Source organism: Gemmatimonadota bacterium (genome assembly GCA_009692115.1).
In the GTDB taxonomy this organism is placed as follows: Bacteria; Gemmatimonadota; Gemmatimonadetes; order Gemmatimonadales; family GWC2-71-9; genus SHZU01.
In genome coordinates this window covers 199,732-213,781 of the sequence record SHZU01000005.1, presented here as the reverse complement: position 1 = coordinate 213,781, position 14,050 = coordinate 199,732, and the positions used below count along the sequence as shown (strand labels likewise).

Here is a 14,050-nt window from a genome sequence, read left to right as displayed (position 1 = left end):
GTCGAATCCTAGCTCCACGCCACCGGGAGCGATTTGAGCGACCGGAACTGCACGCTCGGCTGATACTCGAGCTGATCGGTGTCGAGCCGGAGATTCGGAAACCGCTCCGCCAGCGCCCGAAACACCTCTTGCCCCTCGACCCGAGCCAACGTGGCGCCAAGGCAGTAATGGATCCCCGATCCGAACGATACATGCGGATTCGGGCTCCGGGAGAGGTCGAACCGGTCGGGATCGGTAAAAGCCCGCGGATCGCGATTGGCTGCGGCCATGATCCACCGGATCCGGTCGCCCTTCTTGATCTGTTTGCCGTGACGCTCGACATCGGCCGCGGCAATGCGTTGAGTCGATTTGACCGGCGGATCGTAACGGAGACACTCCTCCGTGGCGAGCCGGGTCAGACCCGCGGGGTCGGCACAGAGCTTGGCCCATTGCTCCGGATGGCGGAGCAGCGCCAGCGTCCCATTGCAAATCAGGTTCATGGTGGTCTCGTGGCCGGCAAACAACAGGAGCGCGGTGTTGACCAAGACTTGATGGCGGGTAAAGACGCCCGCCTGCTCGGCCGTGGCCAGGACCGAAATGAAATCATTCTCCGGGTGTTCCGCCCGGGTCCCAACTTTCGGCTCGACGTACGCCATCATGGCCCGGATGCCCTCCATCAAGGGCTTCATTCGGTACGGTTCGCCCCGATTGATATAGAGAAGCTTGCCCGCCAGCTCGCGAAGGTACTCGCGGTCCTCGTTCGGGACGCCCATCATGTGCGTGATGATCCGGACCGGGAGCGGAGCGGCCAGCACCTGGAGCACATCCATCCTGCCCTTCGGGGCCACCTCGTCGAGCAACTCAGCCACCGCGGTCCGGACGAACGGGCGCCACGCCTCCATGGCCGTCGGGGTGAAGTACTCGTGCACCGCCTCTCGCATCCGGGTGTGATCGGGACGGTCTTTTTCCACCAACTGATCGGACCGGAAGTGGCGAACCTCCTCGAAGAGCCCCCGGTCCTCGGGGTCGATCGGCGGGTAGGGCGGCCGCTGGTCCGACCTGATGACCGCGGACGAGAACAGCTCGTGATGTCGGACCAACCAGACCAAGTCGTCGTACCGGGTGATAATCCAGAGCTCGGAACGGGCATTCCAGTGAATTGGATCGGTTTCGCGAAGCTGCCCGAAGTAGGTGTAGGGATCGGCAATGACGCTGGGAGCGAACAGATCGTCGCCATGGTCGCTCATGCGGCCTTCCGGTTCGAGGGAGAACGAGGCGGGCGCCGGCCGGCTCGAGACACCCGGGGCGCGAGGACCAGCGTCAGGGTACAGAGCTCGCCGGTGGCCGGCTTCCGGGCCCGGGTCATGATCGCGACCAATTGGTCGACTAATCCATTGACCCGCTCGAGATCCCGGGGCGAGAGCCACGCGTGGCGCCGGCCGGCCCAGAGATTCCGGCGATCGCCGTCAGGACGGGCCTGGCCGGTTCCGACGGCCGCTCGGAAATCCCGCTCCCCGGTCCGGAGCATGGACCGCACCAACCGGGAGAGCGGATCCTCGTGCCCTGCGACCTTGACCGGATAGTCGAGCACCAGCGGATGCCCGGCCAGATCGTACACCGCCTCATCCCGGCGGCCGGTCCGGCGGGTGGCTTTGACCACCAACAGGCCGACCTTCACCAGCCGCTTGAGATGGTAGTAGAGGGCATCGGCCGGGCGGCCCATCAGCGTCGACACCTCCGGCGCCGACAGGGGGCCGGCGGCCTGGATGGTATCAACGATTTCCTGGCGGACCGCCGATTCGAGGGCGGCGATCTGGTCGCGCCGCTTGATCGAGTAGGGCCGGGTCCGGGCTCTGCTTGACATGGTTGGAATATCGCGCCTAATTTCAACACCGCAAGAGAGGCACCTCCCGACATGACCACGTGGACCGATCTGATCAAGGCTTGGCCCGGCCAAGAGGTGGTGGTGCGCTACGACCGGGAAGCCGACGCCTGGATGTTCATCGCCATTCACGCCACCCATGGCACCCGCTCGGTGGGCGGCTGCCGGATGAAGGTCTACGGGAGCCCCGAGGAAGGGTTGTGGGACGCGATCCGGCTCGCTGAGGGGATGACCAACAAGTGGGCGGCCATCGACGTGAATTACGGCGGCGGCAAAGCAGTCATCGCGCTCTCCAAGCCGGTGGCCGGCCCGGACCGGACCGCCCTCCTGCTCCGGTTTGGCCGGATGATCGATTCGTTGAACGGACGGTACGGCACCGGCCCGGACATCGGGACCACGCCCGCCGACATGGCGCTTCTCGCGACGGTCACCCGCTTCGTCCATTGCTACGACTGGAAGATCAAGGCCCCGTACGACCCCGGGATCTACACGGCGTTAGGCGTCTTCGTCGGCATGAGGGCCGCATGGCGGCACGTCACGGGGTCCGACGACCTCCGCGGGGTGAGGGTCCTCGTTCAGGGCGGCGGCGACACGGGGGCGCCATTGGCTCGATACCTCACGAAGGGCGGGGCGGTGGTGCTGCTCAACGACATCAACGCCGAGAAGGTCGCGGCGCTCGCCGCGGAGCTCAAGGCGGAGACGGTCCCGACCGACCGGGTCTACGATACGGCCTGCGACATCTACGCCCCCTGCTCAGTCGGCGCGACACTCGACGAAACGACGATTCCGAAACTCCGGTGCCGGGTCGTGGCCGGCGCGGCCAACAACCAGCTTCGAGCATCAGAGGACGGGCCTCGGTTGGTGGCGCGGAACATCCTCTACGCCCCGGACTACGTAGTCAACGGCGCCGGCGCGGTGTCGCTCGCGATGGTGGACGAAGGGGCCACCTTCGAGGCGATCGAGCTCGCGATTCAACAGATGGACGCCCGGCTCACCGGGATCTTCAAGGATGCCGCCGCCCGAGGAGAGTCCCCGGTCGAGGCAGCACGGCGGATGGTGGAGCGGAGACTAGCGGCGATCAAGACCTGACCCTCGAATGGAGCTACCACATGCGGTTGGCCACACTGCTGGTATTCGCTGGCGCGATCGTCGCGAGTCCCGCCGCGGCGCAGGATCGGGAAGTCGAGATTCAATGGGGTGTCAAGATTCTGCTCCGCGACGGCATCCGTTTGAACGCCACCATCTATCGTCCGCGGGGGGTCACGACGCCCGGTCCGGTGGTCTTTACCCTGACCCCCTACATCGGCGACACCTACCACAAGTTCGCGATGGAAATGGCCCGCGACGGCTACACCTTCGCCGCGGTCGACGTCCGGGGTCGCGGCAACTCCGAGGGCGCCTTCGAACCGTTCATCAACGAGGCCAAGGACGGCCATGATGTGGTCGAGTGGTTTGCCGCCCAGCCGTGGAGCACCGGCAAGATCGGGATGTGGGGCGGCTCGTACGGCGGGTTCGATCAATGGGCCACCATCAAGGAACTGCCGCCCCACCTCACCACCATCATACCGGTCGCGCCGGCGTACCTCGGCATCGATTTCCCGATGGTGGGCAACATCTTCTCGACCTACCTGCCCCAGTGGCTCACCTTCACCTCTGGGAAGACCGCCCAGGCCCAGATTTTTGCCGACATGGGCCAGTGGGCCGGGTATGCCAAGATTCTCCGCCGGGAGGGGCTCCCGTTCCAGGCGCTCGACAGCATCGCGGGCAACCAGTCGACCGTGTTCCAGAAATGGCTGGCGAACCCGACCCCTGGTCCGTATTGGGACGCCACGTCGCCTACGCCAGCGCAATACGCCCGAATGACCCAGCCGATTCTGACGATCACCGGGCACTACGACGGCGATCAGCTCGGCACCCTGACCCACTACCGGGCGTTCCTCCAACATGCGACGCCTGAGGCCCGGCAAAACATCTATTTGGTGATCGGGCCGTGGGATCACGGCGGCACCCGGGTTCCCACGGCCGAGGTGAACGGCGTCAGGTTCGGACCCGCGAGCTTGCTCAGCATCCACCAGCTCCACAAAGCCTGGTACGACTGGACCCTCCAAGGAATTGGGTCGAGGCCTGAGTTCCTGGAGAAGCGGGTGGCCTACTACGTCGCCGGATCCAACGGCGACTTCTGGCGCTATGCCGACAGCCTCGAGGCCGTGGCTACCGACACCAAGAAGTTCTATCTCAATTCGACCGGCGGCCGGGCCACCGACCTGTTTGGCGGCGGCCGCCTCGATCCGACGGCCCCGGACCGCTCCGATCCCGACGTCTATACCTACAACCCGCTCGATCCCCCGGCCGCGGGCGATGTCACCCATCCTTCGGCGCTCTCGTTCGTCGATCAGGGCCGAGTGCTCAACACCGGGGGCAACGGAGTGATCTACCACACCGAACCGTTTTGGGAGGAAACCGAAATCGCGGGAAACGTGGCGCTCACGATCTGGCTCGCGCTCGATGTGCCCGACACCGACCTCGCCGCCACCCTGTTCGAGATCTTACCCGACGGACGGAGCATTGAACTCGCGAGCGCCCAACTCCGGGCTCGGTACCGGGAATCACTCCGGCAGGAGAAGCTGGTGCCACCAGGTGTGCCGCTTCCGTACCAACTCACCAACTTCAACTGGTTCGCCCGCCGGATCGCGAGGGGGAGCCGGCTCCGGCTGTTCTTCCGCTCGCCGAACGGCACCGAACGCCAGCAGAACTTCAACTCCGGGGGCGTCGTGGCGAAGGAAACTCGGCGAGACGCCCGAACCGCGCGGATCACCGTCTTCCACGATCGGGCCCACCCGAGCGTGCTGGTGGTACCGATCCGGCGGTGACGGGCACCGGGATGGTCCCGGCATTATCATCCCCCAACATTGCGCTTCTGCCACGCCACGACCTTCTATCCCCCGTACCGTTTCGGTGGCGACGGGATCCTGACGCAGGCGATCTCGGAAGGTCTGGCGCGGCGGTGGCCACCAGGCCTCGGTTCGCGTTCTATCCTTTCGGCGGTGGCGCGCGGCAGTGCATCGGCGAGCCGGTAGCGCTCCAGCCATCCATCGTATTGGAGCCGCGGGGGGAACTGCCGATCCGGTTGATCCGCTGAACCCCAGGACGGCCCGGCTATTCGGGCTCGCGTCCTTGTGGCCACCCTGCCATTGAATCAGGTTTCGGCGTCTCGAACTCTCATTTCCTGGAGTCCGTCATGCTGCCGCTGCTCTCGCTGCTGCTCGCCACGTGGCAAGCGCCCGTTGCACCGTATCGGAAAAAACCGACCAAACGGCCAAACCCATGACCATCCGCTCGACCCTGCTCGCGCTCTCACTCTCGGTGCCGCCCCTCATGGCCCAAGTCACCAGTCCCGCCACTCGGTCCGGCCGCTCGACGGTCTACGCCCCCCGGGCCGCCGTCGCCACCAGTCAACCACTGGCCACCACCGCCGCGCTCGCCATCCTCGAACAGGGCGGCAACGCGATCGACGCCGTCGTCGCCGCGGCCGCGGTGCTCAACGTCACCGAACCCCACATGACCGGCATGGGCGGCGACATGTTCGCCATCCTCTGGTCGGCCAAGGAGAAGCGCCTGGTTGGCCTCGACGCCTCGGGCAAATCGGGGTCAAAGGTCGACGTGGCCGGCTTGGTGGCCGCCGGTGAGACGACGGCCCCCAACACCGGAGCCCGGGCCGTCACCGTGCCCGGCGCGCTGGCCGGCTGGAACGCCCTCCTCACCAAATACGGCACCAAGACGTTAGGCGAAGTGCTCGCTCCGGCCATCCGGCTGGCCGAAGAGGGGTTCCCGGTCAGTCCGGTCATTGCCCAAGATTGGGCCACCGAGGTCGAGAAGTTGTCCGGTGATCCCGGAGCCCGAACCACCTACCTGATCGAGGGCCGGCGGGCCCCGACCCCCGGCGAATGGTTCAAGAATCCCGACCAGGCCCGGACCTTCCGTCGGATTGCCGCGGGCGGCATCGGCGTCTTCTACGGGGGCGACCTTGGCCGGGAGTTCGTGACCGGCCTCGAGAAATTGGGCGGCTACCTGACCCTCGAGGATCTCCGGGCCATGACGCCCCGATGGGTCGAGCCGCTCTCGGTCAACTACAAGGGCTACACCCTTCACGAACTCCCGCCGGCCGGCCAAGGCATTGCCGCGCTCCAGATGCTCAAGATGCTGGAGCCGATCAACCTCAAATCGATGGGCCACAACTCGGCCCGCTACCTCCACACCCTGATCGAGGCCAAGAAACTGGCCCACGCCGACCTTGCCAAGTACGTGGCCGATCCGGACTACATGACCGTCAAACCGGCCGCGCTCCTCGACAGCGGCTATCTCGCCAAACGGGCCGCCCGGATCGATCCGCGGCGCGCCGCCGACCGCCCCGCCCCCGGCGAGATCGCGACCGCGAGCGAAACCGTGTACCTGACCGTGGCCGACGCCGAGGGCAACATGGTGTCGTTCATCAACTCGATCTACAGCTACTTCGGGTCGGGGGTGGTGATTCCGGGCACCGGCATCATGCTCCAGAACCGGGGCGCCGGGTTCGTCCTCACCGAAGGCCATCCCAACCGGCTGGCGCCGAACAAACGGCCGCTCCACACCATCATTCCGGCCTTCGTGACCCGACAGGGACAGCCGTGGCTGTCGTACGGCGTGATGGGCGGCGACATGCAGCCCCAAGGGCACGTGCAGGTGTTGCTCAACTTAGTGGAGTTCGGGATGGATCCTCAGGAGGCGATCGAGGCCGCCCGGTTCCGTCATCTGGCCGGCCTAACGGTGTCGGTCGAGAACCTGCCGGAGGCCATTGCCCGGGAACTCACCGCGATGGGACATCAACTCCGCGACCCCAAGGGCATCGCGTTCGGAGGTGGGCAAGCCATCCTTAAGCTATCCCGGGGTTGGGCCGCCGGATCCGATCCGCGGAAAGACGGGATGGCGGGGGGGCGGTGATGCCGGACCCCACGCTTCGATCCCTGCTCGAAGATGCGGCCGAGCGGGCTATCCACTACCGCGAATCCCTGGAGACCCGCGGCGTCGCCCCGACCGCCGAGGCGCTCACGGCGCTCGAGCAGTTCCGCCACCCGCTCCCGGAAGCCGGCACCGACCCCGCCACGATCATTGCCGAACTCGACCGAGTGGGCTCGCCGGCCACGATGACGATGACCGGCGGACGCTACTTCGGGTTCGTCAACGGCAGTTCCCTGCCCGTCACGGTGGCTTCGAATTGGCTGGCCACCGCCTGGGACCAGAACACCGCGCTCCATGCCATGTCGCCGGTGGCCGCGGTACTCGAAGACGTGGCGTTAGGCTGGACCCTCGACGCGCTCCGGCTTCCGGCCACAGCGGGCGGCGCCTTCGTCGTCGGGGCTACGATGGCCAACTTCACGGCGCTCGCCGCCGCCCGGCATGCCGTTCTCGAGCGAGCCGGCTGGGATGTGGACAACGACGGCTTGTTCGGAGCGCCGCCCGTCACGGTCATCGTCGGCGACGAGGTGCATGTCACCGTTCGCCGCGTGCTTGGCTTGCTCGGCCTCGGACGATCCCGAACCGTGACGGTTCCGGTCGACAGCCAAGGCCGGATCCGGCCAAGCGCCTTACCACGGATCGACGGACCGACCATCGTCTGTATCCAGGCCGGCAACGTGAATACCGGCGCCTTCGATCCCGCCGCCGAGATTTGTGCCTGGGCCAAGCCGAATAACGCCTGGGTCCATGTCGATGGCGCGTTCGGGCTCTGGGCCCGGACGGTTCCGGCCCTCGCGGGGTTGGTCGAGGGCTATGATTTGGCGGACTCGTGGGCCACCGATGCCCACAAATGGCTCAACGTACCCTATGACTGCGGCATCGCCATGGTAAAGGACGGCTCGGCGCTTCGGGCCGCGATGGCCATGACCGCGGCGTATCTCCCGCCATCGGCGGTTCGCGATCCGATGCACTACTCGCCCGACGGCTCCCGGCGGGCCCGCGCCGTCGATGTCTGGGCAGCCTTCCTCCACTTGGGCCGCCACGGGGTCGCGGCGCTCGTCGAGCGGTGCTGCCGGCATGCCGCCCGGATGGCGGCCGTCCTTCGGGATGCCGGGCACCAAGTGTTGAACGATGTCGAGCTCAACCAAGTGTTGATAGCTTTCGGCTCCGACGCCAGGACCAACCGGGTGATTGCCGCCGTCCAGGCTGCCGGGGTCTGCTGGTGCGGCGGCACCCGATGGCAGGGCCGGGATGCGATGCGGATCAGCGTCTCCTCCTGGGCAACCACTGATACCGATGTCGAAGAGTCCATCCGTTCGATCCTCAACGCCGCGGCCGACCTATGATGACCATGAAGACCGATCTCCCAAGCTGGCTCGGCCCGGCCCTCCTCGGCCTGGCGCTCGCGGGGTGCCGTTCAGGGCCCGACTTTCTGCCGGTGGCCACCGTGAAGGAGCTGATGAGTGCCGTGGTCGAACCGGCCGCCGATCTCTACTGGGATGCCGTCGGCACGGTGGACGACTCGACCGGATCGACCAGCTACGGACCGGAAACGCCCGCGGAGTGGGCGGCCTTGAGAGGCAACGCGATGGTCATCGCCGAATCAGGCAACTTGCTGATGATGGACCCGCGGGCCCGCGACCGGGACCAATGGATGGTCCTCTCACGCGCCATGGTTGAAGCCGGCCGGCAGGCGATCGCGGCGGCCACCGCACAAGACACCGCCGCCGTCTTCAACGCGGGCGCCGCCCTCTACGAGAGCTGCAGCCGTTGCCACGCCGCGTACGCGATCAAGCCGGCCCCGCCACCGACGCAAGGGAAGTAGACCAGTGGTGCTCGAGTTTCTCCAATGGCTGGCCGGCACCGAACCGAGTATCGCGCTCCGGGAGTCGCTCTACATGTGGCCGTTCGTCGAGTCGGTCCACGTGCTCACGTTGGCGCTGTTTGCCGGCACCGCCATCATGCTCGACCTCCGGCTCCTGGGTCTGGCCCTCCGACCAGTGCCGGTCGGCGTCCTCACCAGCCGGATGCTGCCTTGGACCCGGGGCGGCTTCGCGGCCATGGTCCTGACCGGGATGCTGTTGTTCTACGCCAATCCGGCGCACTACTACCAGAACGTGTTCTTCCGGATCAAGGTGGTGCTGTTGGCCGTGGTTGCGATCAACATCTGGCTGTTCCACTCGCGGGTTCATCGCCGGGTCTCGGAGTGGAGCCGCGATCCGGTCACGCCCCGGGCCGCCCGGATCGCCGCGATCGTGTCGCTCGCCTCGTGGGCCGGCATCGTGGTGGCTGGACGCCTGATTGCCTATAACTGGTTCGACTGCGACATCCAGCCGCAATCGGATTTCATCAACTGGATCGCGGGGTGTGTGATCCAACCCCCGGCTCAGTAGGAACGACGCCATGGGCCTGGCATTCTTTCAGTGGTGCGAAGGCACCTTCATCGGCGAGACGGTCCGAACCTCGGTCTGGCTCTTCCCGGTCATCGAGGCCATTCACCTCCTCGGCTTGAGTCTGTTAGGCGGAGCGGTGTTGATACTCGACCTCCGACTGGTCGGCGTCATGCTCGGGTCGGAACCGATCGCCGAACTGGCCCGATCGACCCGGCGTTGGGTCGTCGCGGGGGTAACCACCATGATCCTGACGGGGGTGCCGTTGTTTTTGTCGGAGGCGGTGAAGTGCTACTACAACCCGTCGTTTTGGGTCAAGATGGCCACGCTGCCGGTGGCTGTCGGGTTTACGATCGCGGTTAGGCGGTGGATCGCGAAGCGGCCCCCCGCCGCCACTTCGCCCCAAACCAGGCTGGCCGGGGCAACCTCGATGCTACTCTGGTTCACCGTCGCCGCCGCCGGCCGGTGGATCGGCTTCTCGTCCTGATCAGCGAGGCGGCGTCTTCGGCGGAGCCTCGTTCTTGTCCCGGCCATCCGCAGGCGCTCCGGTGCCCGACGACCCCATGAAGAACTTCCGGCCGTCGGTGAGCGTTACATCCCGGCCGTTGGCCCGCTTGAGCGAGTGGTCTTTGGCCTGGTAGCCGTCCACGATCAATTCCGTCCCATAGGTCAACGATTGCCGGGAGAGCCCGCGGCGGAGCAGCGTGTTCGGGGTCCCGCCCTCGACCATCCACACCTCACCCGACCCATCCGGTTTCTTCACGTCGATGTGAATCCAGGCATGCGGGTTAACCCATTCGAGCTTGACCACTTTCCCTTGGAGCCGGATCGGCGCAGCGCGATCGAACTCGGCGCCAAACGCATGATGAGCCACGAGCGGCGCGGCCACGGCGGCGAGCAGGATACCGGCCCCAATGACCGTCGGAGAGATTCGCATCGGATCGTCCTTGTTACGGAGACTTCTTCGCGGCTTCCCGTTCCAAGGCCCGGGCACCGCTTAACACATTCGACAGGGCGTAGTTGCCTTCGTGACAGGCATACTCGTAAATCTGTTCCTTGAGCGCTGTAAACGGCACCTCACCGCTCCACGGCGCGGTGTACGTAGCCGGATCATCCACCGTGAACCGATAGAGGATGGTGCCTTGATCGGCCCGGTGGAACCGCTCGATCACCTTGAGGTTTTCGTTGGTGGCCCGAAAAATCTGCGACGGATGGAAGTTGGTCGTTTCGACCACCAGGGTATCGCCCACCCAGCGGCCGTGGGAATCGCCCATCCATGGCCGAATGTGGGCCGGAAGCCGGGACCGGTCGCCGAGAGGGATGATCCGGGCGTCGTGGACCATTTCCGTCAGGATCATGATGTGATCCTTGGTCTGCACGATCGTGTAGTTGTTGTTGTAGAAATAGTTCGGCAGCATCGGCGGACCGGCGTTTGAGCCGAACGACATGATGCAGCGTTCCGCGAGCGGGCGGTTCTCGGGGTTGTCATACTCCCCGAACTGGCGGGCCCGCCCCATGATCGCGCCGATTCGGGCCCGGCCGTCAGGGGTAAGGGCCGGAATCTTGCCGTTCGGCGGGTCGACGACCAACGAACTTCGGAACTCACCGTTGACGACGGCGACCCGGTCTCCGGCGTCGATCCAGAGATAGTTATAGCCGCCCACACCACCGGCCGCGCCAACCGAGCCGTCGCCGCCTTTCGGCGGTGCCACCCGATCGGGGTCGCTCGGCTTCAAGGCGCGTTCGATGGTGTCGGCCCGGATCTTCTCGATCCGTGCCATCTGCTCCGCCGTGAGGGCCCGCTCCTGGCCGCTCGGCCGTTCGATCGGGGTAATGGTCCCGTTAGTCCAGTTGCCCTGGAGGTCGGGCCGGCCGTCGGGAGTGCGCGGCGTCTTCCAGGACCGGGCGGCGGCTTTGGGCGCTTGGGCATGCCCGGCCGGAACACCATAGACGAGGCTGATCGCGACGATCAGCAAAGCGAGACGAGGGGTGAGCTGGTGCATCGCGGCTCCCTTACTGGGTGGGGTTCTTCCGAAGGTGGCCGTAGAGCAGTTCCTCCACGAATTCAACACACTTGAACTGGCCGAGCCGCTGATCGGGGTTCACGTGTTTGTAGAGCGGCATCCGAATCGTCCAGGGCCTGGAAAACGTCTGGGGATCCTCGATGGTGGCCTCGTACTGGATGTGGTAGGGCGTCGTCATCGTATAGCGCTCGACGACCGTGAGCGCCTCGGTGTGATGATTCCCGGCCCGATCGAACCAACTCTGGTCGTTGAACCCGGTGGCCTCGATTACAAAGGTGTCGCCCTCCCAGTGGCCGACCGACAGCCCCATCCACGAGTCGACTTCGGCCGGGCCGGGATCCTTGAGATAGACGTTCCGCACCGCACCGGCAAACTCGTAGGCGATGAGGAAGGCCTTGTCGCTTTGAAAGATCTGAAACGGAAACGGGAGGTAGGTGGCCCGCGGCACACCCGGGAGGTAGCACTTGATCTCGGGGTCCCGGGTTAACCAATGCTCCTGATTGTCCTTCTTCTTCAGCAGCCCCGCCGGGAGATACGGGATTTCGCCCCCGACTACGACGCCGAGTCCGGATGGAATCGCGCCCACCGCGCCGAAGGCAATGACTGCCTTGGCCGGCACCGGCACCACGGGCCCGGGCCGCATCGCGAGCGCCGGTCCGGCTGAGTGGGCTTCGAGATCGTAGTTCGCGGTGTTGAGGACCTGCCAAATTCCGTTGAGATTCGGTTTGCCCGAGGCGGTCCGGGGGAAGACAACCCGTTGGGCACCCGCCGCAGACGCGATCGAGGCCAGGAGCAAGGAAACCACGGTCATTCTGGAGGGGGCTGTCTGCATGGCTGGAAAGTTGGCCCGGAACCGGGGAAGTCGCCAGGGCCGTTCTCGTGAAGCCCTGCTTGTCGTGATCGGCTTCTGGCTCTAGGTTGAGCGGAGTCCCCTACCAGGTGGCCCCTACGTCCTTGCTCGCTTTGCGGCTGATCGCGATCATCGCCGTCGTGGCGGCTGGTGACGCGTCGTTGGCGCCGGCCCAAACGCGGGGCCAGGTCGTGTATCGCGACAAGTGTGCCGGTTGTCACGATGGCGACGGCTCGGTCCGGGCGCCCCGTTCCACGTCGTTGAACGCCATGACCGCCCGAGCCATCCTCGCCACGCTGACGCAGGGCGCGATGCGCGAAGTGGGGGCCGCCCTTCCCGAGGAGGACCGTCGGGCGGTGGCCGAGTATCTCAGCCGCCGGCCGGTGGCGCCGGCTGCCTTTCCCGCGAGTGCCTACTGTGGCCGGCCCCTTGGCCCGACGTCCGCCGCGAGCGCCCTCGATTGGACCGCCTGGGGCGGTTCGCCGAGCGGAACCGGCTTTCGAACCGCCGAGCAAGCCGGATTGCGGGCGGCCGACGTGCCGGGCCTCGAGCTCCGGTGGGCGTTCGGATTTCCCGACGGGACCGTGACCCGGTCCCAGCCGAGCGTGGCCGGCAACCAGATCTTAGTTGGGGGGCAATTCGGCGAGATCTATTCGCTCGACCTCACGACCGGCTGCATCCAGTGGGTCTTCGAAGGCGAGGCGGCGGTCAAGGGCGTTGTCGCGATTTCTCCGCCTAACGACATGGGGCAGCGGACCGCGATCGCCGCCGACTTCCGGACCACCGTGGTGGCGCTCGACCTCGCTACCGGTACGCCCCGCTGGAAGACGCGAGTGGGGGATCACCCGTCGTCGAACATCACCGGATCGCCGGTGGTCCACGGGGGCTTGGTCTACGTGCCGGTCTCCTCGATGGAGGTGGTGGCCGCTGGGAACCCGGTCTACCGGTGCTGCACGTCGTCGGGCGCGGTCGTCGCGCTCGACCTCGTGACGGGTGCGGTGGTCTGGCGCCATCGCGCCATCGAAGAGGACGCCAAGGAAGTCGGCACCACCTCGGCCGGGGTTCCGATCTTCGGACCCGCCGGGGTTCCGATCTGGTCGAGCCCGACGGTCGACGCCCGCCGCGGCCTGCTCTACGTCGGCACCGGCGAGAACTACACCCGCCCGACGAGCCCCACCAGCGATGCGATCCTGGCCCTCAACCTCCAGACCGGCCGACTGGTCTGGTCGTTCCAGGCCACCGCGGACGACGCCTACAACATGGCCTGCGGCATCCGGAAGGGCGCCAACTGCCCTACGGCGCATGGGCCCGATGTCGATTTCGGCCAAGCGCCCTTGCTTACGACCCTGCCCGACGGACGCGAGATCCTCGTCGTCGGCCAGAAGCTCGGCGTCGTCTACGCCCTCGACCCCGACCACCGGGGTGCGGTGGTGTGGCAGGCGCGGGTGGGCCGAGGAGGAGCGTTAGGCGGAATCCACTGGGGAGTGGTGGCGGGTGAGGGGAGGGTCTTTGCGCCGGTGTCCGACCGGCTGACCGGGATCGATCCGGTTGGAGAGGCCCGGCCGGGGCTTCACGCGCTCGATCTGACAACGGGGGCGGTGCTCTGGAGCCAACCGGCCCCGCCCTGCGTAGCGCGCGCCGGCTGCTTCGCCGCATTCTCCGCGGCGGCGGCGGCCATGCCAGGGGCGGTGTTTGCCGGGGGGCTCGACGGAAGTCTTCGAGCCTACGCGGCCGATGACGGCCGGCTGCTTTGGGCCTTCGATACCGTGCGAGAGCTTACCACGGTCAACGGCGTCGCGGCGCGGGGCGGCGCGATTGATGGCCCTGGTCCGACGATCGCGGGCGGGATGGTGTTCGTCAGTTCCGGGTATGCGGCGTTCGGCCAGACGCCGGGCAACGCCTTGCTCGCGTTCGGCGTCAAGCGGCCCTGAGC

The 14,050-nt window shown here is 66.5% G+C and carries 14 protein-coding genes; 9 read left to right on the top strand and 5 right to left on the bottom strand.

The features are described 5' to 3' along the window. Nucleotides 1–8: 8 nt before the first annotated feature. Nucleotides 9–1,226 carry a cytochrome P450 gene (locus tag EXR94_08185; GenBank protein MSR02702.1) on the bottom strand — a complete coding sequence of 406 codons (1,218 nt, stop codon included), beginning with the start codon at nucleotides 1,224–1,226 and terminating at the stop codon, nucleotides 9–11. Then, nucleotides 1,223–2,002 (bottom strand): ArsR family transcriptional regulator, encoded by a 780-nt coding sequence (locus tag EXR94_08180; protein MSR02701.1) that lies wholly within the window; start codon nucleotides 2,000–2,002, stop codon nucleotides 1,223–1,225. The genes EXR94_08185 and EXR94_08180 overlap by 4 nt, the downstream gene beginning before the upstream one ends. On the opposite strand from EXR94_08180, the gene EXR94_08175 reads away from it, so the two are divergent. The 8 genes from EXR94_08175 to EXR94_08140 all read left to right on the top strand — a co-directional run bounded on the left by EXR94_08175 (nucleotide 1,895) and on the right by EXR94_08140 (nucleotide 9,730). Next, nucleotides 1,895–2,950, top strand: coding sequence for a Glu/Leu/Phe/Val dehydrogenase family protein (locus tag EXR94_08175; protein MSR02700.1), 1,056 nt, complete (start codon nucleotides 1,895–1,897; stop codon nucleotides 2,948–2,950). The genes EXR94_08180 and EXR94_08175 overlap by 108 nt on opposite strands. Before the next feature lie 20 nt (nucleotides 2,951–2,970). Beyond that, nucleotides 2,971–4,731, top strand: coding sequence for a CocE/NonD family hydrolase (locus EXR94_08170; protein MSR02699.1), 1,761 nt, complete (start codon nucleotides 2,971–2,973; stop codon nucleotides 4,729–4,731). A gap of 11 nt (nucleotides 4,732–4,742) precedes the next feature. Beyond that, nucleotides 4,743–5,000, top strand: a complete 258-nt coding sequence (locus tag EXR94_08165; GenBank protein ID MSR02698.1) for a cytochrome P450 — start codon at nucleotides 4,743–4,745, stop codon at nucleotides 4,998–5,000. Between the two features lie 185 nt (nucleotides 5,001–5,185). Further along, nucleotides 5,186–6,838, top strand: a complete 1,653-nt coding sequence (gene ggt / locus EXR94_08160) for a gamma-glutamyltransferase (protein ID MSR02697.1) — start codon at nucleotides 5,186–5,188, stop codon at nucleotides 6,836–6,838. Continuing rightward, entirely contained in the window at nucleotides 6,838–8,199 is a 1,362-nt protein-coding gene (locus tag EXR94_08155; GenBank protein ID MSR02696.1) for an aspartate aminotransferase family protein, read from the top strand. Before ggt ends, EXR94_08155 begins: the two co-directional genes overlap by 1 nt. Beyond that, nucleotides 8,196–8,678, top strand: coding sequence for a hypothetical protein (locus tag EXR94_08150; GenBank protein ID MSR02695.1), 483 nt, complete (start codon nucleotides 8,196–8,198; stop codon nucleotides 8,676–8,678). Before EXR94_08155 ends, EXR94_08150 begins: the two co-directional genes overlap by 4 nt. A 7-nt stretch (nucleotides 8,679–8,685) precedes the next feature. After that, nucleotides 8,686–9,246 (top strand): hypothetical protein, encoded by a 561-nt coding sequence (locus tag EXR94_08145; GenBank protein ID MSR02694.1) that lies wholly within the window; start codon nucleotides 8,686–8,688, stop codon nucleotides 9,244–9,246. A gap of 10 nt (nucleotides 9,247–9,256) precedes the next feature. Next, nucleotides 9,257–9,730 (top strand): hypothetical protein, encoded by a 474-nt coding sequence (locus tag EXR94_08140; GenBank protein MSR02693.1) that lies wholly within the window; start codon nucleotides 9,257–9,259, stop codon nucleotides 9,728–9,730. Here the strand turns inward: EXR94_08140 and EXR94_08135 are convergent, their stop codons facing one another. The 3 genes from EXR94_08135 to EXR94_08125 are packed head-to-tail and all read right to left on the bottom strand — an operon-like array spanning nucleotide 9,731 to nucleotide 12,057. Then, nucleotides 9,731–10,180, bottom strand: a complete 450-nt coding sequence (locus EXR94_08135) for a hypothetical protein (protein ID MSR02692.1) — start codon at nucleotides 10,178–10,180, stop codon at nucleotides 9,731–9,733. Nucleotides 10,181–10,193: 13 nt separating this feature from the next. Next, the gene (locus EXR94_08130) at nucleotides 10,194–11,246 is read right to left on the bottom strand and encodes a hypothetical protein (protein ID MSR02691.1); all 1,053 of its coding nucleotides are present in this window, start codon (nucleotides 11,244–11,246) and stop codon (nucleotides 10,194–10,196) included. A 10-nt stretch (nucleotides 11,247–11,256) separates the two neighbouring features. Further along, nucleotides 11,257–12,057 (bottom strand): hypothetical protein, encoded by an 801-nt coding sequence (locus tag EXR94_08125; GenBank protein MSR02690.1) that lies wholly within the window; start codon nucleotides 12,055–12,057, stop codon nucleotides 11,257–11,259. A 128-nt stretch (nucleotides 12,058–12,185) separates the two neighbouring features. Here EXR94_08125 and EXR94_08120 point away from each other — a divergent pair, with 128 nt between their 5' ends. Further along, the gene (locus EXR94_08120; protein ID MSR02689.1) at nucleotides 12,186–14,048 is read left to right on the top strand and encodes a dehydrogenase; all 1,863 of its coding nucleotides are present in this window, start codon (nucleotides 12,186–12,188) and stop codon (nucleotides 14,046–14,048) included. The last annotated feature ends 2 nt before the right edge of the window (nucleotides 14,049–14,050 follow it).